Annotated in this window: 18 protein-coding genes; 7 read left to right on the forward strand and 11 right to left on the reverse strand. The window is 62.9% G+C overall.

Going from position 1 to position 23,257, the window contains the following annotated elements; translation table 11 throughout:
* Positions 1–218: 218 nt before the first annotated feature.
* From G3O01_RS36475 to G3O01_RS36515, 9 genes are all read right to left on the reverse strand, one after another.
* A complete protein-coding gene (locus G3O01_RS36475) occupies positions 219–1,571 on the reverse strand; it encodes a glycosyltransferase WbuB (RefSeq protein ID WP_205811867.1) in 1,353 nt (450 codons plus the stop codon).
* Positions 1,572–1,680: 109 nt separating this feature from the next.
* Complete coding sequence (locus tag G3O01_RS36480) at positions 1,681–2,823, reverse strand: glycosyltransferase family 4 protein (protein WP_205811868.1); 1,143 nt, start codon at positions 2,821–2,823, stop codon at positions 1,681–1,683.
* A gap of 106 nt (positions 2,824–2,929) precedes the next feature.
* Entirely contained in the window at positions 2,930–3,949 is a 1,020-nt protein-coding gene (locus tag G3O01_RS36485; protein ID WP_205811869.1) for a GDP-L-fucose synthase, read from the reverse strand.
* A gap of 4 nt (positions 3,950–3,953) precedes the next feature.
* Entirely contained in the window at positions 3,954–5,081 is a 1,128-nt protein-coding gene (gene gmd, locus G3O01_RS36490) for a GDP-mannose 4,6-dehydratase (protein ID WP_205811870.1), read from the reverse strand.
* A gap of 58 nt (positions 5,082–5,139) precedes the next feature.
* A complete protein-coding gene (locus G3O01_RS36495) occupies positions 5,140–7,365 on the reverse strand; it encodes a polysaccharide biosynthesis tyrosine autokinase (protein WP_205811871.1) in 2,226 nt (741 codons plus the stop codon).
* A 79-nt stretch (positions 7,366–7,444) separates the two neighbouring features.
* Positions 7,445–8,584: a polysaccharide biosynthesis/export family protein gene (locus G3O01_RS36500; protein ID WP_205811872.1), complete on the reverse strand. Its 1,140-nt coding sequence runs from the start codon at positions 8,582–8,584 to the stop codon at positions 7,445–7,447.
* Positions 8,585–8,652: 68 nt separating this feature from the next.
* Positions 8,653–10,038, reverse strand: coding sequence for an undecaprenyl-phosphate glucose phosphotransferase (locus tag G3O01_RS36505; protein WP_205811873.1), 1,386 nt, complete (start codon positions 10,036–10,038; stop codon positions 8,653–8,655).
* A 68-nt stretch (positions 10,039–10,106) separates the two neighbouring features.
* On the reverse strand, positions 10,107–11,711 hold the full coding sequence (locus G3O01_RS36510; protein WP_205811874.1) for a mannose-1-phosphate guanylyltransferase/mannose-6-phosphate isomerase: 1,605 nt from the start codon (positions 11,709–11,711) through the stop codon (positions 10,107–10,109).
* Between the two features lie 74 nt (positions 11,712–11,785).
* Complete coding sequence (locus G3O01_RS36515; RefSeq protein WP_205811875.1) at positions 11,786–12,787, reverse strand: helix-turn-helix domain-containing protein; 1,002 nt, start codon at positions 12,785–12,787, stop codon at positions 11,786–11,788.
* A gap of 977 nt (positions 12,788–13,764) precedes the next feature.
* Here G3O01_RS36515 and G3O01_RS36520 point away from each other — a divergent pair.
* The 3 genes from G3O01_RS36520 to G3O01_RS36530 all read left to right on the forward strand — a co-directional run bounded on the left by G3O01_RS36520 (position 13,765) and on the right by G3O01_RS36530 (position 16,850).
* A complete protein-coding gene (locus G3O01_RS36520; protein ID WP_205811876.1) occupies positions 13,765–15,942 on the forward strand; it encodes a hypothetical protein in 2,178 nt (725 codons plus the stop codon).
* A 193-nt stretch (positions 15,943–16,135) separates the two neighbouring features.
* Positions 16,136–16,279, forward strand: coding sequence for a hypothetical protein (locus tag G3O01_RS36525; RefSeq protein WP_205811877.1), 144 nt, complete (start codon positions 16,136–16,138; stop codon positions 16,277–16,279).
* Between the two features lie 97 nt (positions 16,280–16,376).
* Positions 16,377–16,850, forward strand: a complete 474-nt coding sequence (locus G3O01_RS36530) for a GDP-mannose mannosyl hydrolase (RefSeq protein WP_205811878.1) — start codon at positions 16,377–16,379, stop codon at positions 16,848–16,850.
* Between the two features lie 74 nt (positions 16,851–16,924).
* Here G3O01_RS36530 and galU read toward each other — a convergent pair whose 3' ends face one another.
* Positions 16,925–17,848 carry a UTP--glucose-1-phosphate uridylyltransferase GalU gene (gene galU / locus G3O01_RS36535; RefSeq protein ID WP_205811879.1) on the reverse strand — a complete coding sequence of 308 codons (924 nt, stop codon included), beginning with the start codon at positions 17,846–17,848 and terminating at the stop codon, positions 16,925–16,927.
* 217 nt (positions 17,849–18,065) lie between these two features.
* Here galU and G3O01_RS36540 point away from each other — a divergent pair, with 217 nt between their 5' ends.
* The 4 genes from G3O01_RS36540 (at position 18,066) to G3O01_RS36555 (ending at position 22,472) form a co-directional block, all read left to right on the forward strand.
* Positions 18,066–19,100: a helix-turn-helix domain-containing protein gene (locus tag G3O01_RS36540; protein ID WP_241024591.1), complete on the forward strand. Its 1,035-nt coding sequence runs from the start codon at positions 18,066–18,068 to the stop codon at positions 19,098–19,100.
* Between the two features lie 152 nt (positions 19,101–19,252).
* The gene (locus tag G3O01_RS36545) at positions 19,253–20,749 is read left to right on the forward strand and encodes an MFS transporter (protein ID WP_205811881.1); all 1,497 of its coding nucleotides are present in this window, start codon (positions 19,253–19,255) and stop codon (positions 20,747–20,749) included.
* A 220-nt stretch (positions 20,750–20,969) separates the two neighbouring features.
* Positions 20,970–21,395, forward strand: a complete 426-nt coding sequence (locus tag G3O01_RS36550) for a hypothetical protein (protein WP_346779250.1) — start codon at positions 20,970–20,972, stop codon at positions 21,393–21,395.
* Positions 21,396–21,659: 264 nt separating this feature from the next.
* Positions 21,660–22,472, forward strand: coding sequence for a mechanosensitive ion channel family protein (locus G3O01_RS36555; RefSeq protein WP_205811882.1), 813 nt, complete (start codon positions 21,660–21,662; stop codon positions 22,470–22,472).
* 60 nt (positions 22,473–22,532) lie between these two features.
* Here G3O01_RS36555 and G3O01_RS36560 read toward each other — a convergent pair whose 3' ends face one another.
* Entirely contained in the window at positions 22,533–23,222 is a 690-nt protein-coding gene (locus G3O01_RS36560) for a DedA family protein (RefSeq protein WP_205811883.1), read from the reverse strand.
* Positions 23,223–23,257 lie beyond the last annotated feature (35 nt).

A 23,257-nucleotide genomic window follows, 5' to 3' on the forward strand; every position in this document is an offset into this window, starting at 1 on the left:
GCAGTGAACGCCGCCGATGCGGGCGGTGGAACCGGCGTTTACAGCAGCCCGTACAGCCAGCGCGCAGGCCGCGAAGTATTCAAATCGCCCTGGTAGACCGTGCACTTCCCGCGCGCACCGGACATTCGGTGCGACGGCGCCGACACAAAAGGCCGCATCCGAACCATCGAACCCGGTTCGCGTGCGGCCTTTTTTCGTAATCGTGCAGTCAGCGGGTCTCACTCCACTTCCGACTCCTCGACCCGCGCCGGCAGAATGCCGCCATTCGCGAGCGGCGTCGCCATCGGCTTCGCGCCCGGCGCCGCGGCGCCCGATGCAACCGTACCCGGCGCGCCGGCGCCCGCCGCGTCCTCGCCCGTCAGCAGCGCGAGGCGGGTATCGAGCGTGAGCAGCGTCGAAAGCGGCGACAGCATGGTCTCCGCATAGCGACGCCCGGCTGTGCCAATGGCGGCACGCTGCGCGTCGTCGGCGGCGAGTGTCGTGATCGCCTCCACGAGCGCGTTCGTGTCTTCGGGCGGCACGATCATGCCGTTGTTCGCGACGGCCTCATGAAGCGCCGTGCCGGGACGCGCCATCGCGATCACCGCGCGGCCGCTTGCGAGCATGCCCGTCAGCTTCGACGGCATCACGAGATCGGCGGCATCGCTGCGCTGCGGCAGCACGTGAATATCGGCGACGTTCAGCAGTTCGTTCAGCGACGAGACCGGCTGCAGCGGCAAGAAGCGGCAGTTGCGCAAACCCTCGCATCGCTTGACGAGATCGTCGCGCGCGCCGCCGTTACCGCAAAACACGAAAGTGATGTCATCGCGCGCCGCGAGCGCGGCAGCGGCATCCGCGAGCGTCTCGATGCCCTGCTTCGCACCGATGGCGCCCGAGTAGAGCACGACCGTGTTGGTGGCAGGAATGCCGAGTGTCTCGCGGTATTCGCTTACGCGACCGAGTGGGAAGATGTCGCGTGTATCGACCCAGTTCGGCAGGAACTCAGTCTTGGTCGGGTCGACGCCTTTGCTGACGGCGCGCTCCACCATCTGGCCCGTGATCGACGACACGACGTCGAAGCGCTTGAGAACGAGCCGCTCGATCCAGTATGCCGCGCGCGCAGCACGTGCGCTTTTCAGCAGGCCGAGATCGAAGGCGGCGTCGACTTCGTAGTCCTGTACGTGCAGCCAGGCCTTCGCACCCGTCACGCGCGCCAGCGCCAGCGCGCCGGGCGCGCAGGCCATGGTCGGTGCGATCAGGATCACGGCGTCGGGCCGCCACGCGACCTGTCTTGCGAGCAGGGGCAGCGAACACAGCGCAAACGACGCGAGGTGCAACATCCGCTTCAGGCCGCTCGGCCGCGGCGGCACCCACAGCGGCGCGCGCCAGACGCGCATGCCGCGTATCGTGTCGCGGCGATATCGCCACATCGAATAGCCGTCTGCAACCTTCCAGTCCGGGTAATACGGGGGCGCACATACGACACGCACGTCATGACCGCGCTCCGTCAGCATGTGGGCCATTTCGGCCGTGTACTTGCCCGCGCCCGACAGCTCCGGCGCGAAGTTGAGACCATAGATCAGGATCTTCATATGTGACTTCCACGACGAGTGTCCGTCATGCGGCAGCCGACAGCGCTGCCCTCCCCTGTCCCCCGCGCGGCCCGGCACGCTCACGCCGTCGCCGCGCGTTCTCCCGATCTCAGGCGCCCAGCATCAGCGCACAGCCGCGCGCGATATTGGCCGCCGCTGACGGCGGATCGAAACGCCGTATCACACCCATGCAGCTTCGCGCCGACGCTTCGGCATCGGCGAATGCTTCCGTCGCCTTGAGCAGCGTGCGCTGCAGGCCCGCGGCGTCGCCCGCGGTGAACGCGTACCCGCTCTCGCCTTCGTGCACCAGTTCCGGCACGCAGCCGCAGCTGTCGCTGACGACCACCGGACAGCCGTGCGCGAGCGCCTCGTTGACGACGAGTCCCCACGGTTCGCTGCGGCTTGGCAGCACGAGACAGGTCGCGCCGTAGTATTCGCGCGAGAGCGGCTCGTCCTGCAGGCTGCCGACGAAGGTGATCGAGCGGTCCATGCCCAGCTCGGTGACGCGCTTGCGCAACTCGCGCTCGAGCGGCCCCGTGCCGACAATACGCAACTGCGGATCGGGCAGGCGCTTCGCGATCCCCGTGAATGCATCGATCAGCGTCGTAATACCCTTCTCTTCCGACAGCCGCCCGACGAAAAGAAACACGGGCGTATTCCCCGCGCGGTAATGGACGCGTTCGGCAAGCGCGCGCTCGGGTGAGAACGTGACGGGCAGCGCAGCCGCCTGGCACGGAATGAAAATCTTCTCGCGCTTCGCACCGAGCGACATCAGATAGTCGCGGCTGCGCTCGCCGAAACCGAAATAGCCGTCGCACAGCGAGAAAAACACGCGCTTCGGAATCGACGTCAACAGGCGTTTCGGGCGGTCGCGTGCAGTCGAATCGCAGAATACGGCGCGCCGCTTGCCCGTCACGATGCACGCGACGAGCATCGCCCAGTACTCGGGGCGGTGATAGCCGGGCAGCACGATCAGGTCCGACTTCGCCTTGAGCACTTCCCACACGAGGCGCCTCGTCAGGCGCCAGCGCGGCACGTCTTCGTAGCAGCCGTCGAACAGCTTGTGCATCGGATAGCGATGAAACGAATAGTCGACGTCCGAGAAGCCGATGCGATCATGTTCCGTGTCCGCGATCTGCACCATCGAGTAGCTGATCGCTCCCGATGCCGAGATGCTGTGCAGCGCGGAGAACACGGCGCCCTTGTGCCGCGACCACACCACGTTATGAAAGATCGTGACTGACGCGCTCATTGTTTTACAGTCCTCATTCGATCGAATCTGTCGGTAGCCCCGTCAAAAAAGAACGGACGTCGCCCTATCCCGGTCCCGGGCAACGTCCGTCACCAGGAGCGGTACATCAGGCACGCGCGGCCATTGCAAACGCAGGCGCGGCGTGTGTCTCCCCATGCATGGCCGCGTGGATTTCCACGCGCTTTTCTCCATACTTCTCGTCGTACTTCGCGGCGAATTCCCGATACGTCGTCGCGATGCCGTCAGCGAGACCGATGCTCGCGCGCCAGCCCATCTGCGCCAGCTGCGACACGTCGAGCAGCTTGCGCGGCGTGCCGTCCGGCTTGCTAGCATCGAACTGCAGTTCGCCTTCGTAACCGACCACATCGCAGATCGTCTCAGCCAGCTCGCGGATGCTCAGGTCTTCGCCGACGCCGACATTCAGCACACCCGTGTTGATGTCGTGCTCCAGCACGAAGAGCGTCGCGGCGGCCAGATCGTCGACATGCAGGAACTCGCGCCGCGGCGTGCCGCTGCCCCACACGGTCAACGACGTGTCGCCGTTCAGGCGTGCCTCGTGCGCCTTGCGGATCAGCGCGGGCAGCACGTGGCTGCTCTTGAGGTCATAGTTGTCGTTCGGACCGTAGAGATTGGTCGGCATCAGCGCGACGTAACGCGTGCCGTACTCGCGGTTGTACGCATCGCACAGCTTGAGTCCCGCGATCTTCGCGATCGCGTAGGCGTCGTTGGTCGGCTCCAGTTCCGAAGTGAGCAGATACGATTCGCGGATCGGCTGCGGACACAGCTTCGGATAGATGCACGACGAGCCGAAGAACACCAGCCGGTCCACATTGGCGCGATACGCGGCGTGAATCACGTTGGTTTCGATCACGAGGTTCTCGTAGAGAAACTCGCCTGGCTGCGTCGCGTTCGCGAGAATGCCGCCGACGCGCGCCGCGGCGAGCAGCACGACGTCGATCGATTCGCTCTCGAAGAAGCGGTTCACCGCGCCCTGATCGGTCAGATCGAGTTCGGCATGCGTGCGCGTGACCAGATTGCTATAGCCGCTCGCCTCGAGCTTGCGGACGAGCGCCGAGCCGACCATCCCGCGATGTCCTGCGACGAAGATACGTGCGTTCTTGTCCATGGGCTCACTCGTGATGTTCCAGCGCCTTGAAGCCGGCCAGCGTGACGAGCGCATCGCGCCGCGCGATCTGGTAGTCCGACACGACCATTTCCTTGACGAGCGTCTCGAACGATGTGGTCGGCTGCCAGCCCAGCTTCTGATGCGCCTTCGACGGATCGCCTAGCAGCGTCTCCACTTCCGTTGGGCGGAAATAACGCGGATCGACGCGCACGATCACGTCGCCCGGCTGCACGCGCATTTCGCTGCGGTTACGCCGCTCGACATGCTCGACGATGCCGACTTCATGCACGCCTTCGCCCTCGAAGCGCACCGTGACGCCGAGTTCGGCTGCCGCGCGCTGCACGAACTCGCGCACGCTGTACTGCACGCCCGTCGCGATCACGAAGTCTTCAGGCACTTCCTGCTGCAGCATCATCCATTGCATTTCGACGTAATCGCGCGCATGACCCCAGTCGCGCAATGCCGACAGATTGCCGAGATACAGTTCTTCCTGCAGCCCCACCGCGATACGCGCGATGGCACGCGTGATCTTGCGCGTGACGAAAGTCTCGCCGCGCACGGGCGACTCGTGATTGAACAGAATGCCATTGCAGGCGTAGATGCCATACGCTTCGCGATAGTTGACGGTAGTCCAGTACGCGAACAGTTTCGCGACGGCATACGGGCTGCGCGGATAGAACGGCGTCGTCTCACGCTGCGGCACTTCCTGCACGAGACCGTAGAGTTCGGACGTCGATGCCTGATAGAAGCGCGTCTTCTTCTCGAAGCCGCAGATGCGGATCGCTTCGAGCAGGCGCAACGTGCCGAGGCCGTCGGCATTGGCGGTGTATTCGGGTTCTTCGAACGACACGGCAACGTGGCTCTGCGCCGCGAGGTTATAGACTTCGTCCGGCTTGACGCGCTGGATGATGCGCGTGAGGCTCGTCGAATCGGTCAGGTCGCCGTGATGCAATTGCAGGCGCTGGTCCGGGTCGTGAACATCGCGATAAAGGTGGTCGATCCGGTCGGTGTTGAACAAGGACGAGCGACGCTTGATGCCATGCACCTCGTAGCCCTTGTCGATCAACAGCTCGGCCAGGTATGAGCCGTCCTGGCCGGTAATGCCGGTAATCAAGGCAACCTTTCGAGTCATTGTTTTCTCCTGAGTGGAACCGGGGGGCGCTTCAGGCCTCACTTCGGTCCCATTGCGTTTAGCCAGCAATACTCTCGTACCCGTAATAACCGCCGCGATAACCCGAGCCGATGAAAGCGCCCGCCTGCGGTACATCGGTCAACAACACCCCCTGCAAATCGACACCGCCATTGCGCAGGCGCTTCACCGTTTCCGTAAGCTCGCCCACGGGATGGCGACCATGGCGGATCACCAGCAACGTCGTCCCTACGTGCTTGCCGATCACGGTCGAATCGGTGACGGCGAGCACAGGCGGCGTATCGATGATGATCAGGTCGTACTGGTTCTTCAGCTCCGCGAGCATCGTCTCGAAGCGCTTGCTCATCAGCAGCTCCGAAGGATGCGAAGGCAGCGAGCCCTTGGTGAGCACGTCGAGGCCCGGCAGCACCTCGCGCTGGATCGCCGATTGCAGGTCGCCGCCACGCAGCACGTCCGACAGACCCGGCTGATGCTGCAGGCCGAAGTGCGAGTGCACGTCGCCGCGTCGCATGTCGCCGTCGATCACCAGCGTGCGCTTGGCCGTCGAAGCGACGAGCGCCGACAGGTTCACCGACAGGAAGGACTTGCCTGCATCCGGGCGCGAGCCCGTCAGCATCACGACGTTGTTCTGCTTGTCGTCGACGGTCAGCTGCAGCGAGGTACGCAGATTGCGCACGCCTTCCACCGCGATATCCTGCGGCGCCTGTTCGGCGAGCACGTGCAGGCCACGGCGGCGCATCATCACGTCCTGCTGCAGGCGCAACTGCTGTTCGCTGCGCGGCACCACGGCGAACACCGGCACGCCGAGCGCGGCTTCCAGTTCGTCCGGACGTTCGACGCCGCCGTACAGCGTCTTGCGCACAAACGCGAACACGATGCCGATAAAGAGACCCGCGCCGAAGCTGATCAGGATCACGATCAGGCGCTTCGGACGCACCGGGTCGTCGGCCGATTCGGCGAAGTCGACGATGCGCACATCGCCCACCTGGCCCGCCTTCGCAATGCGCAACTGCTGCGCGCTGTTGAGCAGGTTCGTGTACAGCTCGGTGTCGACATGCACGTCGCGCAAGAGGCGCAGAGCCGTCTGCTCGGTGTCGGGCAGCGTCTGCACGCTCTTGCCCATCTTGCCGAGATTGCCCTGCAGCGTCGCGATCTGTGCATCGAGCGCGGCCACGGCCGGGTGATTCGCGGTAAAGCGTTGCGACATCTCCGCGCGCTGCGTCTGCAGATCGACCAGCTTGGTCTTGTTGTCGACGATCTGTTGCAGCAGCAGCCGGCTTTCTTCGCTCAGGTCGACGGTGCCGTGCTGGTTGCGGAACGAGTTGTAGCGCTGCTCGGCGGCGTCGAGTTCCTTGCGCAGTTGCGGCAGTTGCTGGTCGAGGAACGCCAGCATGTGCTCGGCTTCCGACGACCGGCTTTCGACGTCCTGGCGGATAAATTCCCGCGCCATGCTGTTCATGATGTCGGCGGTGAGCTTCGGATCATGCCCTTCGAGGCTCGCGCGGATCACGCCCGACTGCAGCGTCGATTCGCCGATGTCCATCGCCTTCTGCAGGCGCTCGACGGTGGTCAGCGTGGACGCGCGCGTCAGGTCGTAGCGCGTGCCCGGCGCACCGTCCATTTCATCGACGCGCAGCGTGATCGGGCCAGCTGGCGTTTCGCGCACCACGTTCTCGCCGACCTTGCCTTCGAGTATCGCGACGCCGTCAGGATTGTTCAGCACGAAATCGCCGTTTTGACCGGCAATCAGCGTGAAGTCCTTGTCGTACATATCCTTCGCGGTATCGAAGCGGGACACCTTGATGCTCTCGTTGCCCCATGCGTAGCTCGGCAACTGCAGCGCCGGCGGCAGCTTGATGCCCCACTTGCCGTTCATCAGCGGCGCGAGCAGCCCGCCTACGAACGGCAGCGTGTGCGGCCGCGCGGCGATGTCGAGGTGAAGCGACTTGACGGTCTCTTCGGTCACGAGCCGCGACTTCATCAACTCGATCTCGGCAGCCGTCGACGGCTTCGTGTCGAACATGCCCGTCAGCGGTTGAAGACCATCCTGCTTGTTGTTGTTATCGGTCTTGTCCACCACATGGAAGAGCACGTCCGCACGATAGACGGGCGTCGCGATGAATGCATACGCGGTGCCCAGCGCCGTGACGGCCAGCGTGATCAGCAGAATGGACTTCCAGTTCGCGATGATGGCCTGCAGATAATCCGTCAGGTGCATCTCGTCCGAACTCACGTCCGTATAACGATTGTCAAAGTTGATAGCCATTTGCGTGATCCATCAAAAACCGACAGTGTCGAAAGCGTTGCGTTGCTTCACCCCGTTACCGCATCCGCATCCTCGCCGCTTACTTCGCGAGCAGCGCCGCCGTCACGCCAGCGTTGATGGCAGGCAGCAACAGTGACAGCACGCGGTTGAATTTCACGAGACCGTTGTTGTCGACGTACACGACGTCCTTCGGCTGCAAGTTGAACTGGTTCGCGAGCAGCATCGAAGTCGGCGACGTGGCGTCGAGGTGATAGATCTCCGGCTTGTCGCCCATCGAATTGCGAATCACGAACAGCTGCTTCGCATAAGCCGTATTGGGGTTCAGGCTGCCTGCCTGCGACAGCGCTTCCGCCAGCGACAGCCGTCCGTCGCGCATCGGCATGATGGTGGCGGGCCGGTTCACTTCGCCCATCAGATACACGCCGTACTCGTCGCGCCCGCCCACCCGCAGCAGGTCGCCCGGTTGCAGATAGATCGACGTCGGTGCGCGGCCGCGGCGAATCAGGTCCGGCACGTTGATGTCGTACGTGCGACCGTCGCGCGTCAGTTCGACGTGACTCTGGTCGGCGTTCGTCGTGAAACCACCCGTACGGTTGATCGCCTCCGTCAGCGACATCGGAATGTCGTTGATCTGCGCGGGTCCGGGCGCATGCACTTCACCGTCCACATACACCTGCGACGAACGGAACGACGACACGCGCACCGTCACTTCAGGCTTCGAATAGACGACGCTCAACTTCTTGTACAACTCTTTCTGAACCGTGGTCGCATCCTTGCCGCCGACGTGGATCGTGCCCGCGTACGGGAACTGGATATTGCCGTCCGCATCGACGAGAAAGCCGAGACCGGGGTCGCTCTTGTTGACAGCCTGCTGCGGCTGACCCAGCGCCGCAGCCAGTTCCGGGTGATCCCACACGGTAATCTGCAGCACGTCGCCCGGCCCGAGCTTGTAGCTCGGCGGCTTGGTGCTGAACAGGCCCGCGATCTGCTGGTTCAGTTCCGTCGACTGGCCCTTCATGTCGCGCAACAGCTTCAGGTTGATATCGGTGACGGGAATCTGAACGGCCTGTTCCGGATCGCTGCTGTACTCGCCGCCCGTTTCGGGCAATGACGGTGGCGAGACCATCCGTTGTCCGGGCACGATGCTGCACGCCGAGAGCAACACCGAGATAGATAGCAGTATCGGCGCGCCGACACCCAATCCGATTCGCTGGTTCATGGCAGTTCCTCCTGAGTCGGGAGCGTGGTCCTTGTTCATTGGCTTATTCATAGGCTTGCTCCCCGGTCTCAATACGCGTTGGTATGGATGAAGCCCTTGACGATCGTGGCCCCGATGATTCGCATGTCGAGCCAGAAGGTCCAGTGCCCCAGGTAATACAGATCGTGCGCGACCCGCCGCTCCATCTTTTCGATGCGATCGGTTTCGCCGCGAAAGCCGTTTATTTGCGCCCAGCCTGTGATACCCGGCTTGATCCGGTAACGATGGATATAGCCGGCCACGACCTTCTGATACAGATCGTCGTGTTCGAGTGCGTGCGGGCGTGGCCCGACCACGGACATGTCGCCGCACAGTACGTTGAAGAACTGCGGCAACTCGTCGAGACTCGTGCGCCGCAGGAATGCGCCCACCCGCGTGATGCGCGGATCGCCCTTGGTCGCCTGGCTGAGCTTGCCGGCTTCCTCGGTGTGTACGCGCATCGAACGGAACTTGTAGATCCTGAAGACGCGCCCGTCGGCGCCTTTGCGCTTCTGGCGGAAGAACACCGGACCGGGCGACGACACCTTCACCGCGATTGCAATCGCGAGCAGCAGCGGCGCGAGGCCGATGATCGCGCAGGCGGCGAACACGCGGTCGAACAGATCCTTCTTGAAGAGCGCACGCGACGACAGCGGCGACGCGACGAGATTGATCGCGGGCACGCCGAGCAGTTCGATCACGCTACTGGTGTCGAACAGCGCGAGGCTGCGCACGTCCGGCATGAAGCGGATATTCACGAGGTCGTTGCGAAACTCGGTGACGAGGCGAAAGATCGTGCGCTCGTCGGTAAGCGACAGTGCGAGCCACAATTCATGCACGTCGTTGCTGCGCACATAATCGGCGAAGGCCGCCTGCGATTCGAAGCACGTCACGCGCGGATTGGTCAGCGGCGAATCTTCCGGATGCGTGTTCAGTACCGCCGTGGCGCGAAAGCCCGTGGCCGGCTGCGACTCGATACGGCGCAGGATCTGGTCGCAATGACCGCCGCTGCCGACGATCGCCACCTGATGCAGATTCCACCCAAAGCGCCGCGCACGGGCCAGCACCGCATGCGCGATCAGGCGCCATCCGATCAGCAGGCCGCCCGCCATGGCCGTCCAGTAAGCGAACCACAGACGCGACACGATATCGACGCGATGCAGCGAGTACATCAACGCAAGCGCGCAACCCTGCACGACGATCCACGCCAGCGCGACCTGACCCGCGAGCGCGAGCTTCGAGCGGCCGCGCCACGACACATAGACGCCGAACGCCGGAAAGATCGCCAGTGCAAAGGCTGCGGAAAAGAGAACGAACGCGTCGTAGAAACCGCGCTGTGAGAATTCGTCGAAACGGATCTGCGATGCGACTACGGCGCCCAGAAGAATCAGCGCCACGTCCGCGACCCGTGCGAAAAAGTCCTGTAGATCCCGCATGTCGTTCACCCTGCCATTCGTCGTTCGTTACCTGCTCTCCGGGTGTTGCGTGCTACGCCGCCGCGCGCTTACCGCACGCCGTGAGCCGGGCCCTGCCCCGTGCCCTGGTTCTCCCCTTCGGCCGGAAGCGGGCTCGCGCCTTGCAACTGCTTCTGGCTTTGCGTCTGCTGGCAGCGTCCGTAGGTGTCGTCGAAGCGCACGATGTCGTCTTCGCCGAGATACGAGCCCGACTGCACTTCGATGATCTCGAGCGGCACTTTGCCGGGGTTTTCGAGACGGTGCCGCACGCCGAGCGGAATGTAGGTCGATTCGTTTTCCGTCAGCAGGAACTGCTCGTCGCCGCGCGTGACGAGCGCCGTGCCGCGCACGACGATCCAGTGCTCCGCGCGATGGTGATGCAGTTGCAGCGACAGCTTGGCGCCCGGCGTGACGACGATGCGCTTCACCTGGAAGCGGTCGCCGTGATCGATCGAGTCATAGAAGCCCCACGGGCGGCGCACCTTGCGATGCGCGTCGGCCTCGGGCGCTTTCTGCGCCTTGATGCGTGCGACGAGCCCTTTCACGTCCTGCACGCGCGAGCGGTCGGCGACGAGCACGGCGTCCGCCGTTTCGACGACCACGACATTCGTCGTGCCGACACACGCGACCAGGCGTCCGTCCGAATGCGCGTAGCTCGACACGGCACCCTCGAACATCACGCGGCCGCGTCCGACATTGCCCGCCTCGTCCTTCGGCTGCGCCGCCCAGACGGCGTCCCACGAGCCGAGATCGGACCAGCCTGCGTCGAGCGGCACGACAACCCCTGCCGAGGTCCACCCAGCCGACGCGTTCAGGCGCTCCATCACGGCGTAGTCGATCGAATCGGCGGGCGAGCGCGTGAATGCGTCGGCTGCCGGGCGGAACGTCGTGCCATCGGACTGCCCTTGCACGAACGACGCGAGACACGCAGCGTGCATGTCGGGCTGCAGCGACTGCAAGGTCGCGAGCCACACGCTGGCGCGCACGATGAAGATGCCGCTGTTCCACCAGTACGTGCCTTGCGCGAGATATTGCTTTGCCAGTTCGGCGGCGGGCTTTTCGACAAAGCCGTCGATCTCGCGCGCGTCGTCGTCCAGCTTCCTGCCGATGCGGATATAGCCGAAGCCCGTTTCGGGCGCATTCGGCGGCACGCCGAGTGTCGCGATCGAGCCGTTCTGCGCGTGGCGTGCGGCGATCTCGATCGCGCGCTGCAACGCGGGCACGTCGGCGATCGCGTGATCGGACGGCATCACGACGAGAATCGCATCGTCGCCGTTCGCGCAGGCGAGCGCCGCCGCCAGCGTGAGCGCAGGCGCCGTATCGCGGCGAGCGGGTTCGACCACGAGGCGCGGCGTGCACGCATTGCACGTCAGCTGCTCGGCGATCACGAAGCGGTGCTCTTCGCCGCATACGACGATGGGCGAACTCGATACTTCCCATCCGGCCGGAAAGCCTTCCATCCGGTGCACGGTGTCCTGCAACAGCGATTCCGAACCGACTACGCCAATCAGTTGCTTCGGATAGTTTTCACGCGACATCGGCCACAGACGCGTCCCCGAACCACCCGCCAGGATCACCGGCACGATCTGCGTGCAGGCCGGTAACGCATTGGCGGCTGCAGCTGCATTCGTCGGATTGTTCTGGTCGATCAACATTTACGCACTCCTTAACGTTCGCCACTGAACGCCTGGCATGAAGACCCGCGACACATTTCGGATCGTGACCGGTGCTAGATGCCGGCTTCGCGCCGGGTTTTCATCCGGTATTCCGTCGGCGAGACTTTCATCCGCTTGCGGAAGATCTTCGCGAGACGATCGCCGTTGCCCATCCCCGTGCGCCGCGCGATCTTGTCGACGGGCAGTTCGGAATCGGTCAACAGGCTGCAGGTAATCGCGAGCCGTGCGTGCAGCAGGTAATCGGACGGAGTGACGCCCACTTCCATCTTGAAGCGACGCAGGAAATTGCGTTCGCTCATCGCGGCCACCTGGGCCGCATCCGCGATCGAGATCGACCGCTGGCAGTTCTCCTGTAACCAGCGCGCCGCGGCGCGCACCTTGTCCGCGGGACTCTTGCCCGTGCTGTCGCCGAGCAGCGACATCAGGCTGTCGCCCGCATCGGGCATCAGACGTTCGGCGACGTTGCGCGCGACGTCGATGCCGAGGTCGCGCTTGATAAGCATCAGCGCGCTCTTCATCGACTCGAGCCGGTCGTTTGCTTCCGTGCCATTACGCTCGTCGCGCTGCTCTTCGCGCACCGTGTAGCTGCCGAAATCGCGCTGCTGGCCATTGATGCAGGCCGCTTCGAGCAGCGAACGGCCTTCGCCGATCGGACGCACGGTGCTCGTGTTCGCATGCACGCGCCGCAGCCATGCAATGAGCCGTTCGTCGCGAGCCGCACCGCGGGCACCCTTGCCGCCCGCCACGAACAGCGCATCGAACCCCATGTAATGACGCGCATCGAGTCCGTCCGTCCACACGCGAATCGACGATGAGCATGTGATGTTGCCGCCGGCGGCCGAGAGAAAGCTCACGTCGTATGTCCAGCTGTGACTGGCGGATGAAGACAGTTCGTTAGCCGCGTGAAAGACCTCAGCCACGATGCCCGCGCCAAGAAGAGAACAACCGTCGAACAGCAGGATTGCAATGTGGCGAGTGGCGGCTGCGTAATGCGCGCTGCGCTCTGGCGCGCGCACCCAGCCAACCATCGGAGATTCCAGACTTGCATACGCCATGACTCTTCCCCCTTGACCATTCCGGCGTGGAAAGAACTAGATAAATGCATGCGATGTGCAGTGCATCATACGCATTAAAAAAACAATCCCGGCGGCTACTGACTGAAACTGACGATGTATTGGCGTATTCGGTCCGGTGGATGATAACCGGCTTTCAGCCCGTATTTAACAATCAGATAAACCGCTAATTACGAGCCGTATTCCTCGGTCTAATTCGCCATTCCATAAGACGAACGAGACGGGAATGAATCACACGTCAAACACCGCGCCAGGCTTGACACAAAGCCTTACAATTTGTTGCAAATACAGTTTCCTCATACCAATAAAACAGCAATTTTTTCGGCTTAACAATTAGGGTACGCAATACTTACCCAAACGCGTACCTGGTTATCTCAATTCCCGACCAAAATGCCGTTTTGCTAATATGAATTCAAAGCGTTATTGATATGATGAAATCGCGCACAAAAAAGCACGAATTAGAATTATAAGAACGGAAATGCCAGGCCAAATAATTTCTTCTATTCCTTTTTGAGTTTCACCATAAATAAAACAATTAATGTTTCAAACGCGAAACATCGGGCCCCAGGCCGAGGCGAAATGGCGCTAACCAGGTGCAGTCAAACCGCTGTTTTAGCGCACCGCCCAGGTCGCTTCGGACACGCAAACACCTCGTCACTGCGTCGCAAGCCTTTATGCAACATGGGTTGCGCGCACTAGTGCAATCTCGCCAGGATCAAGCGTCGCGACGACGCAACATTCGCATCGATCCGCCATCGAAGTTGCGTACAGGCACTAGGAAACGTCGAATTCCTGCTAACTCGACGGTGTAATCTGGGTCGCTCGATATGCGCGTGTCCGGTCATCGATACCGTTTGGGGGGAAGAATGACTGAAGGCGATTACACATTCGGCAAGAAGTGCGTATCAGATGGGCGGCCTTTTTTATCACGCAATGTTTCGCTCACCTTGCGAGCCGCGATGCTCGCGTTATCGATTGCGATAGCGAGTGGCTGTGACAATGCATCGGCCGATAACGAAAAGAGTGCGGGCAACTGGACGCATTGTGCAGACGAACGCGGCACCTGCAGCTTCAGCGGCACGCGCGACGTGCGCTACGGTACCGAGACGCGCAACACGGTCAAGTCGTTCACCAACGGCACGCCCTGCGACAACGGAGTATTCGGCGATCCCGCGCCCGGCGACATCAAACAGTGCTGGATAGCAGGCACCAGCGATGCAGCCACGCCCGCCGCCTCGGACAAAGCCACGACGACAGCGTCGCGCGCCGCCCCTGCCGACACTGCATGGCCGATGAAAGCGCCTCCTCGTGCAAACGATTCTCAAGGACTCCGTTGTAACAAACAGGGCGAGACGGCCGCAGCAGGCGCGCAGGGCGACCTCATTGAAGCAGACACGCCGGGAAGCGCCGGCACGCGGCTCTTTCCGCTCGACCGTTCGTTCCAGATTCTCATCACGACGCGTGCGCCGCGCGCAGACAAGGTCGCGTGGACGATCCGCGATGCGTGGGGCACGGTACAGGCAAACGGCACGTATGAGGTTGCGCAAGGCGCACGTCAGGTGACCTTGAGGTGCGAGTCCACGCTGGCGGGATATTTCGCGCTATCGGCATCGCTCGAACAGACGCACGCGCAATTGCCAGCGCGCGGCACGCGTCCGCAGGGCATCGCGACCTTTGGCGTGCTGCCCGATGTATCGGCCGCCGTGCCGCCTGTCCGTTTCGCGCGTGCGGACCTGCATCGCTTCGGTGGCCAGGGCGGCGCATTCGTCGGGCCTGGCGAGCGCTGCTGCGACGGCGACGGCTATCGCCCTCTTTACACGCAGCTCGGTCTCACCTGGGTCAACGACAACCGCAACTGGTACAAGGAAGAGCCGGACCGCCCCGACACTTTCAATCCCGCCACCAAGCAGCTCGCGTCATGGTTTCGCAAGGGCGACCTGCTGCGGCTGATCCAGCTGGACGGCTTTCCTGGCTGGGCAAGTCCCACCGGCAAACAGACGCACAGCTACCTGCCCAAATCGACAGACGCGTTGCGCGAATACATGCAGCGCGTCGGCACTGAATCGAGCCGCGTGCGCAGCACGGTCTTCCCCACGCAGACGAGCAATTACTACCAGGTCACCTGGGAGCCCGATGCAGCGGGCGGACTGCCATGGCGCGACACCGACGCGAACTTCGTCGAACTGTATAAGGTCGTGCACGAAGGCATTCATGCGACCGATCCGAATGCCGTCGTGATGGGGCCGACGTATGGATCGGTCGTCGGCAATATCGAATATCTCAAGCGTCTCGCGCCGCTTGGCCTCGCGAAGTATCTCGATGGGATTGCGATTCACGGCTACTACGACCCGGGCGGCAACAGCCCGTCGCATCCGCCCGAACGTCTGATGAACGCGAGCAATCCGCAACAGGCGCAATACGCGCTGCCCACTGCGATGCGCGCCTTGCGCCAGGTCATGGCGGACCAGTACAGGCCGGGCGCAAAGCTGTTCGCGACGGAGACGGGCATCAGCTACGACGTCGGCGAAGAGTACGGGCCGCACTACCCGCCCAACGATGTCTTGTACGCACAAGGCGCCGTCGTCGCGCGCACGCATCTGATCCTGCTCGGCGAAGGCGCGGACATGACCTACATCTTCTATTCGAACGACTCGCCCGCTGCGACGCCGGGCTATGGCGTGTTCTTCGATCTCGAGCATCCGAAAGGCGCGTTCGGCCCGAGCACGGTGAGCCCGAAACCGGCTGCATCCGCCGTTGCGGCGATGACCCGGCTGATCGACGGCACGGCCACGCTCGGCCCCCTCAAGCGCACGCCCGCAGGCGTGTATGCGTACGCGTTCCAGCGCCTGAACAACGGCAAGGTCGTGACAGCCGCCTGGACGCACGACAACGCGAAGTGGAACAAGTCGACCCATTTCGACCCGACAGCGGGCGTGACATGGCGTTTGCAGGTGGATACACCGGGCACGTCGGGCAAGGTCACGGTGTTCGACATGATGGGCAATCCGTCGAGCGTGCCCTACACGGACGGCTACGTATCGCTCGCGCTGACCGAGACGCCTGTATATGTGGTGTCGTCGAACGTGGCGGTGATGAAGGCCAACGTGATGACGCCGGCGGGCTATGTCGCGCCGTGAGGGCGCGCAACGCGGCACGTCGGCCACGCGCACACCGCCGCGCTGCGAATGGCCATACGAGACGGCATTTAGGCGTCAGACGACAGAACCGCGCATTATTGCTGCGTCTAGACTCTCTGCAATGCCGCATGCCTCGCGGCGTGCGCTGGCAACGTAGCGCCTGCTCGCGGGGGCACGACGACGGAGCGGTTGAATGACGGGTTTGGGATGGATCATGGTGGTGGTGGTCGCAGTGCTGGCCGCTGCGCTCTTCCTGTGCGCGGGAGTTGCCGTCGCCATCGCCGTTCTGTTCGGCACCACGTCGAGGCTTTTTTCCAGCGACCACGATCATCAATAAACCGGCACGCCGCGGCCGGAACACGCACGTGACGCGGCGCTGTAATACACCCCGCTTTTTTATCCACTAAACCAAGACTACATGACGAGAGAGAGACATGGCCGCCACGTGTGCCGATTTTCTCGAAGCAGGCGATTTTCTTCAGGTCGTGAAGATGACACCGCTCGTGTCCATCGACCTGATCGTGTCCGATTACGCGGGGCGCGTGCTGGTCGGACATCGACGAAATCGGCCGGCGCTCGGCACCTGGTTCGTGCCCGGTGGGCGCATCTGCAAGAATGAGCGACTCGATGCGGCGTTCACGCGCATCGTCGACGCGGAACTCGGCATTGCCGGCATGGAACGCTCCGCTGCGCGCTTTGGCGGCCTGTTCGAACACCTTTATAAGGACAACTTCGCTGGCGCGGATGCGATCACCACGCATTACGTCGTGATCGCCTATTTCCTGACGCTCGAGAACACGGCTTCCGTGGGCCGCTTCGACCAGCACAGCCGTTATGTGTGGCTCACGCCCGAAGCGCTGCTCGCTCGCGACGACGTGCACGAGAACACCAAGGCGTATTTCCGCTGACGCACGGGCTGTATCCGCACAAATAAAAACGGCGCGGCGGATCGTTCCGCCGCGCCGCTTGCGCTATCCGGCGATCAGACCCGGCTCAACAGCTCCGCCAGTTCTTCCTGCGCGCCTTCGCCGTGCGCGCCTTGCATGCGGTCTTTAAGATACGCGTCGAATGCATCCTTGACCTCGGGATGGCGCAGCGCGAATTCCACCGTCGCCTTCAGATAGCCGAGCTTGCTGCCGCAATCGAAACGCTTGCCGCGATATTGGTAGGCGAGCGCCTGTTCGCTGCCAAGCAGCGCCTGGATCGCATCCGTCAGCTGAATCTCGCCGCCCGCGCCGGCCTGCTGGCGGCGCAGACGGTCGAAGATCGCGGGCATCAGCACGTAACGGCCGACCACGCCGAGATTCGACGGCGCGGCTTCCGGCGCCGGCTTTTCGACGATACCCGACATCTTGAAGAGCCGGTCGTCCCAGCGCTTGCCGTCGATCACGCCATACGAACGCGATTCATGCTTCTCGATCTCCTCGACACCGACAATCGAGCAGTGATAGTGATTGAAGAGACTCACCATTTGCGACAGCACGGGCGGCTCGCCGTCGAGCAGGTCGTCGGCGAGCATCACGGCGAATGGCTCGTCGCCGACCAGCTTTTCCGCGCAGAGCACCGCGTGGCCGAGCCCGAGCGGCTCCGACTGGCGCACGTAGCAGCATTCGACATGACTCGGCAAGATGTTCTGCACGAGTTCCAGCAGCGCGAGCTTGCCGCGTGCGAGCAGTTCGCACTCGACTTCATACGACTTGTCGAAATGGTCTTCGATCGCACGCTTGCTGCGCCCGGTGACGAAGATCATCTCGGTGATGCCCGCCGCGATGGCCTCCTCGACCGCGTACTGGATCAGCGGTTTGTCCACCACGGGCAGCATTTCTTTCGGGCTGGCCTTCGTCGCGGGGAGGAATCGGGTGCCGAGACCGGCCACGGGGAACACCGCCTTGCGTATGCTGAGCATGCTCTCGCCTCTTTGAGTTGATTGATAAGCATCGATACGCCAGCGTATTCCGCGAATATCGAGCCGATCTGCCAACTTCTCTGTCTTTTCCGACTCAAACGTTCAGAGCGGGAATACGTAGGCCTATGATGGACCCAAAGCACGCAGACCTTCATTCTTTCGCCGTCCTCGGCACTGGAGACAGACGATGCGATATGAGCACGCGGTGAGTCGGTGGATGGATTCAACCTCGTCGAGCGCAGTCGTCAATGTCGGGCACATGGTCAAACGTATTGGAATTCTCGTTTTTGAACGATTTCCGCTAAGCGACGTTTGTCTGCTCGCAGACGCATTCCGACTCGCCAATGAAGCACAGGCCGATCAATCCGGCCCCGAAGGTTCGAACATCGAACCCTCGTATTCGATCGTGATGCTGTCCGAAATGGGCGGCAGCGTCGTGAGCAGCTGTGCGCTGCGCGTGTGGACGGAAAGCCTCAATGGACCGCTGCTGAACGGCTTCGATACGCTGTTCATCGTCGGCGGTCCGGGCGCGTCGCGCGCGAAGGCGAATGAGCGACTTATCCGCCGGCTGCGCGCGGTCGCGCCGAAAATCCGCGTGGTCAAGGCGCTGGACGAAGGTCTGGGCGTGCTTGCCGCCGCCGACCTCGCGTTCGAGCGGCGCGGCTGGCGCAGCATGCCGGGCTCTACCGACGATGCAGGCACGCCCGTCGCCCCCGTCGCGAACGAAACGCACTGGCAGATCGAGCCCGGCGCATCGATCGATGTCGACGCACCCGTGCGCTCGATTGCGGCCGCGCTCACGGTCATCAAGCGCGATCACGGCACGCCCATCGCGAGAATCGTGTCGGAGCGCGCGCTGTCGGGCGCGTCGCGGCGCCTCGACGCGATTCTCGACGACGACGAGAAAAAGGGCATCACCCGCAAGATCACCACCGCCGCGCACTGGATACGTGAGAACTACACGCGCCATATCTCGGTCGCGGAAGCCGCCGAAGTCGCGAAGATGAGCGAGCGCAATTTCCTGCGGCGCTTCAAGGCGCAAGTCGGGCTCACGCCGTCGGAATACCTGCTGCGCGCGCGGCTCGACGCGAGCTGCCTGCTACTGGCGGAAACCGACATGTCGATCGACGGCATTGCGCGCCGCTGCGGCGTGCGCAGCGGCGACGGGCTCGCGAAGATCTTCCGCAAACGCCTGTCGATCTCGCCCACCGACTATCGGGCGGCGCATCGGCACAGCATGGCGAAGGGCTGAGTTCGACGCTTTGCGTGGCCCGTGTTCCGATAATTGGGACGATGCACCCTGCATGAACGAAGGCATGAGCTAATAACAAAAATAACGTTGGTGGAGGCAAATGGGCGCCAGTACGATTCGCCCTTTTGCGCGTTTTTGCGCGCTCTCGCCGCATGTCCACCGTTCTCGCGCCCGAAGCAGGCGTCGCGCAGGCTTCGTCCCGCGCGCCTGGCAAGCCTGTCATCCGTTCCGCCGCCGACGTCTCGGCACTCGTCAACCAGGGCGCCGCCATCGGCAGCGATGCGCGTATCGTCGTCGCGATTGCGCTTGGCGGCGTGTTTCTCGATGCGTACGACCTCGGCGCCCTCGCCTTCGGCCTGAAAGACGTTGCACGCGAATTCTCGCTGACGCCCGCGGGCACCGGCTTCGTCGCTTCGGCGATCACGTTCGGCGCGATCGTCGGGGCGTTTCTGGGCGGCTTTCTGACCGACCGCATCGGCCGCTATCGCGTGTTCATGGCCGACATGTTCTTCTTCGTGATCGCGGCACTCGCCTGCGCGTTCGCGCCGAACGCATGGGTGCTCGGCGGCGCGCGCTTCGTGATGGGGCTGGGCGTCGGTATCGATCTGCCTGTCGCGATGGCGTTTCTGGCCGAGTTCTCGCGGCTGCAGGGCAAGGGCAACAAGGCCGCGCGCGTCGCGATGTGGTGCCCTGTCTGGTATGCGGCCATCAGCGTGTCGTATCTGCTCGTGCTCGCGTTCTACTCCACTTTGCCCGAAAGCCATCAGCCTCTGCTGTGGCGTCTGATTCTGGGCTTCGGCGCCGTGCCCGCGATCGTCATCATCCTGATTCGCAGCCGCTATATCAGTGAGTCGCCCGTGTGGGCCGCGAATCAAGGCGATCTGAAGGGCGCTGCGCAGATTCTCAAGCGTTCCTATGGCATCGACGCCGATGTCGCGCCCGACGCCGCCGCCAACGCGAAGCAGAACCACGTGCGCGCGGCATCGTGGAAGAACTACGGCACGCTGCTCAAGGGCGTCTATCTGAAGCGCACGGTGCTCGCGACCGTCATCGCGATTGCGTCGTCGTTCGCGTATAACGCGGTCGCATTCGGCTTGCCGGTCATTATTTCGAGCTTCCTCGCCCAGTCGATGCTCACGACGATCCTCGCGTCGCTCGTGCTCAATCTGGCGTTCGCGTTCGTCGGCGGCGTCATCGCCGTGCGCACGGTGCCGAAGTTCGGCGCATGGAACATGACGGTGCTCGGCTACGCGTGCCAGCTGGTCGCGCTGGTCGGACTCGCTGTCGTCGGCAAGCCGGCGGGCGGCGCACAGGTCGCTATCGCCATCGCGATGCTCGCGCTGTTCCTGTTCGGCCAGGGCTTCGGGCCGGGCTCGCACAGCATGACGTTCGCTTCGCTGAGCTATCCGACTTCACTGCGCGGGGTTGGCGTCGGCTTCAACCAGACGCTGATGCGCGCGAGCTCGACCGTTTCGCTGTTCCTGTTCCCCGTGCTCGCCGCCGCGCTGCACACGCGCGTGTTCTGGATCATCGCCGCCGCGCCGCTGTGCGGCCTCATCGCGCTGCTTGCGATCCGCTGGGAACCGTCGGGCTACGACGTCGATGCGGAAGACTTCGCGCCCGCTGCATCGTCGCCCAGCAATAAATAACGCGGCTTCCGCGTATGACGGCAGCGGCTGAACATTCGCCGCTAGCGCCAAAGATGAAAAGGGTCTCCGGGCAACCGGAGACCCTTTTTTACATTTGGCGTCCGAAACAGTTGCAAATAATTGTCGTGTCGTGCGCCACCAACGGCTTGCTCTGGAGTCCCGATATTTGCATTTATCGAGATGAAAAGACGTGCAATGATCGCGCCGCCGTGCCACTGCCGTGACCTCGACGTCACGATGCGAGCGGGCATCCAACGAAGAACGCTTTCATCTGACCGTCATGATCAATTTCCTGCTCGATCTGATTTCGAATCTGGTCATCCTCGCCGCGCTGCTGGCGGCTTGTTGCGCGATCAACTGGATGAGACCCGACGACGCGAAAGTGAACGGTTATCGCGTGTTCGTGGTGTTCGTCGCAATCGCGCTGATATTCGATGCCGCATTGACCTTTCTGGTATTCGCCGACTCGCAGGCGCGTTACGGCAAGTTCAGCACCACGGACGCTTTCGTTCCGCGCATGGCGGCTTACCTGAGCGCATCCGGCATCGCCGTCCTGCTGTCGCGCATGCGCAGCCGCAAGGAAGCCGGGCGCGCCGAAGCCCGCGCCGTCATCCGCGCGTCGGGCACGTCGGCTTCCGTCAACTGATCCTGTCCGCGCGCGCCGGGAATATGTCTTGCTGACGGCCGCGCCATCGCCTATAACAGTCGATGATTGCAAGCGGCGGCAACTGCGCCGTCCGTTCTCGCATCTCGGGCAACCTGCCCGCTCAAGCCGTTCGCCGTACGGATAACAACGTCGTGTGTAGCACATGCGATGGACGCGGCGTCCGCTCTGCTGGTCCGCCTCGCGTCCACCGTGTCGTCGCATGCACGCAGTCAGTCATACGCAACCGACTCAAGCGAGGGAAACGTGGATATCGAAGCCGTACGCGTCTTTCTGATGACCCGGGGCATCGACTTCGGGACCAAGGTACTTGGGGCGATCGTCCTGTGGATCGTCGGGCGATGGATAATCGGGCTCGTCATCGGCCTGTTGCGCAAGGTGCTCGCGCGCAACAGCAAGGTCGATCCGACACTCGCGCATTACCTCGGCTCGATCCTCGGCGCGCTGCTGAACCTGATCCTGATACTCGCGATCCTGCAGGTGTTCGGCGTGCAGACCACGTCGTTCGCCGCGTTGCTCGCGGGCCTCGGCCTTGCCATCGGCACTGCGTGGGGCGGCCTGCTCGCGCATTTCGCGGCGGGCATCTTCATGCAGGTGTTGCGGCCGTTCAAGGTGGGAGATTTCGTGACGGCGGGCGGCGTGACGGGTACGGTGCAGGAGCTCGGCCTGTTCGGCACGACAATCGTGACGCCCGACAACGTGCTGACCATCGTCGGCAACAACACGATCTTTTCGGGCATCATTTCCAACTTCAGCGCGCAGCCCGTGCGGCGTGTGGAACTGACGGCGAAGGTAGCGAACGGCGTCGATCCGATCGATGCCGCGAACCGGCTGCGGGCGGCCGTGACGAAGATCCCTAACGTGTCAGAAACGCCGCCGCCCGATATCGAAGTATTGTCGTTCACGCCGGAAGGTCCGCTGCTGTGCGTGCGGCCTTATACGCACAACGACAACTACTGGCAGGTGTACTTCGACACGAACCGCGCGATCATCGAGACATTCCGCGAAGCGGGCTATCCGACACCGGAAACGCCTGTCGTGCGGCGCGTGGCGCCATAGCGTTCTTCACGCGATTATGTGCAGGCATCGGCGGATGCAGATGCCTGCCACTTCGTTGAATCAATGTCCCGTGTTGTTGCCGGCCGAGCCCGCCGGCTGACGCTTGCCGCGCATGAGTTTCCACAGCGCGCCGAGTGCGACGGGCACGATGGCCGCGCCGATACCGACCAGCACGATCACATTCAGATACTGGCGGATAAACGGGATATTGCCGAAGAAGTATCCGAGCAACGTGAGCAGCAGCACCCAGAACAGCGCGCCCGCGACGTTGAAGAGCTGGAAGCGCTTGACGCTCATCTGCGATGCACCCGCAACGAACGGCGCAAAAGTCCGCACGACAGGAATGAAACGCGCGAGCACGATCGTCTTGCCGCCGTGACGCTCATAGAAGTTGTGGGTCTTGCGCAGCGCCTCGCGATCGAGGAATTTTTCCAGAACCGGTATGTGCGAGTTGAACACCTTGGGTCCGATTGCGCGGCCGATCATATAGTTCACCGTATTGCCGAGGATCGCCGCGACCAGCAGCAGCACGATCAGCAGCTCGATGTTCATTTCGCCCGTTGCGCAGAACGCGCCGCCGATGAACAGCAGCGAGTCGCCCGGCAGGAACGGCAGCACGACGAGGCCCGTCTCGCAGAACACGATAAGGAACAGCACCGCGTAGACCCACGCGCCGTACTGGTGGATGAAGACTCCCAGAAACTTGTCGATATGCAGGACAAGATTGACGAATTGCAGCAGCGTGTCCAAAGGTCGTCCTTTTAAAAGCAGATGGCTGGCGATGA

The organism is Burkholderia sp. Ac-20365, from assembly GCF_017104715.1.
GTDB lineage: Bacteria > Pseudomonadota > Gammaproteobacteria > Burkholderiales > Burkholderiaceae > Paraburkholderia.

What these genes read in the sequence shown, in the direction of transcription:
- G3O01_RS36510 (WP_205811874.1), bottom strand. Translation starts at nt 11,711, where the DNA reads ATGTTGATCGACCAGAACAATCCGACGAATGCAGCTGCAGCCGCCAAT.
- G3O01_RS36545 (WP_205811881.1), top strand. Translation starts at nt 19,253, where the DNA reads ATGTCCACCGTTCTCGCGCCCGAAGCAGGCGTCGCGCAGGCTTCGTCC.
- G3O01_RS36485 (WP_205811869.1), bottom strand. Translation starts at nt 3,949, where the DNA reads ATGGACAAGAACGCACGTATCTTCGTCGCAGGACATCGCGGGATGGTC.
- G3O01_RS36505 (WP_205811873.1), bottom strand. Translation starts at nt 10,038, where the DNA reads ATGCGGGATCTACAGGACTTTTTCGCACGGGTCGCGGACGTGGCGCTG.
- G3O01_RS36525 (WP_205811877.1), top strand. Translation starts at nt 16,136, where the DNA reads ATGACGGGTTTGGGATGGATCATGGTGGTGGTGGTCGCAGTGCTGGCC.
- galU (WP_205811879.1), bottom strand. Translation starts at nt 17,848, where the DNA reads ATGCTCAGCATACGCAAGGCGGTGTTCCCCGTGGCCGGTCTCGGCACC.
- G3O01_RS36515 (WP_205811875.1), bottom strand. Translation starts at nt 12,787, where the DNA reads ATGGCGTATGCAAGTCTGGAATCTCCGATGGTTGGCTGGGTGCGCGCG.
- gmd (WP_205811870.1), bottom strand. Translation starts at nt 5,081, where the DNA reads ATGACTCGAAAGGTTGCCTTGATTACCGGCATTACCGGCCAGGACGGC.
- G3O01_RS36475 (WP_205811867.1), bottom strand. Translation starts at nt 1,571, where the DNA reads ATGAAGATCCTGATCTATGGTCTCAACTTCGCGCCGGAGCTGTCGGGC.
- G3O01_RS36540 (WP_241024591.1), top strand. Translation starts at nt 18,066, where the DNA reads ATGGATTCAACCTCGTCGAGCGCAGTCGTCAATGTCGGGCACATGGTC.
- G3O01_RS36530 (WP_205811878.1), top strand. Translation starts at nt 16,377, where the DNA reads ATGGCCGCCACGTGTGCCGATTTTCTCGAAGCAGGCGATTTTCTTCAG.
- G3O01_RS36500 (WP_205811872.1), bottom strand. Translation starts at nt 8,584, where the DNA reads ATGAACCAGCGAATCGGATTGGGTGTCGGCGCGCCGATACTGCTATCT.
- G3O01_RS36480 (WP_205811868.1), bottom strand. Translation starts at nt 2,823, where the DNA reads ATGAGCGCGTCAGTCACGATCTTTCATAACGTGGTGTGGTCGCGGCAC.
- G3O01_RS36520 (WP_205811876.1), top strand. Translation starts at nt 13,765, where the DNA reads ATGCTCGCGTTATCGATTGCGATAGCGAGTGGCTGTGACAATGCATCG.
- G3O01_RS36495 (WP_205811871.1), bottom strand. Translation starts at nt 7,365, where the DNA reads ATGGCTATCAACTTTGACAATCGTTATACGGACGTGAGTTCGGACGAG.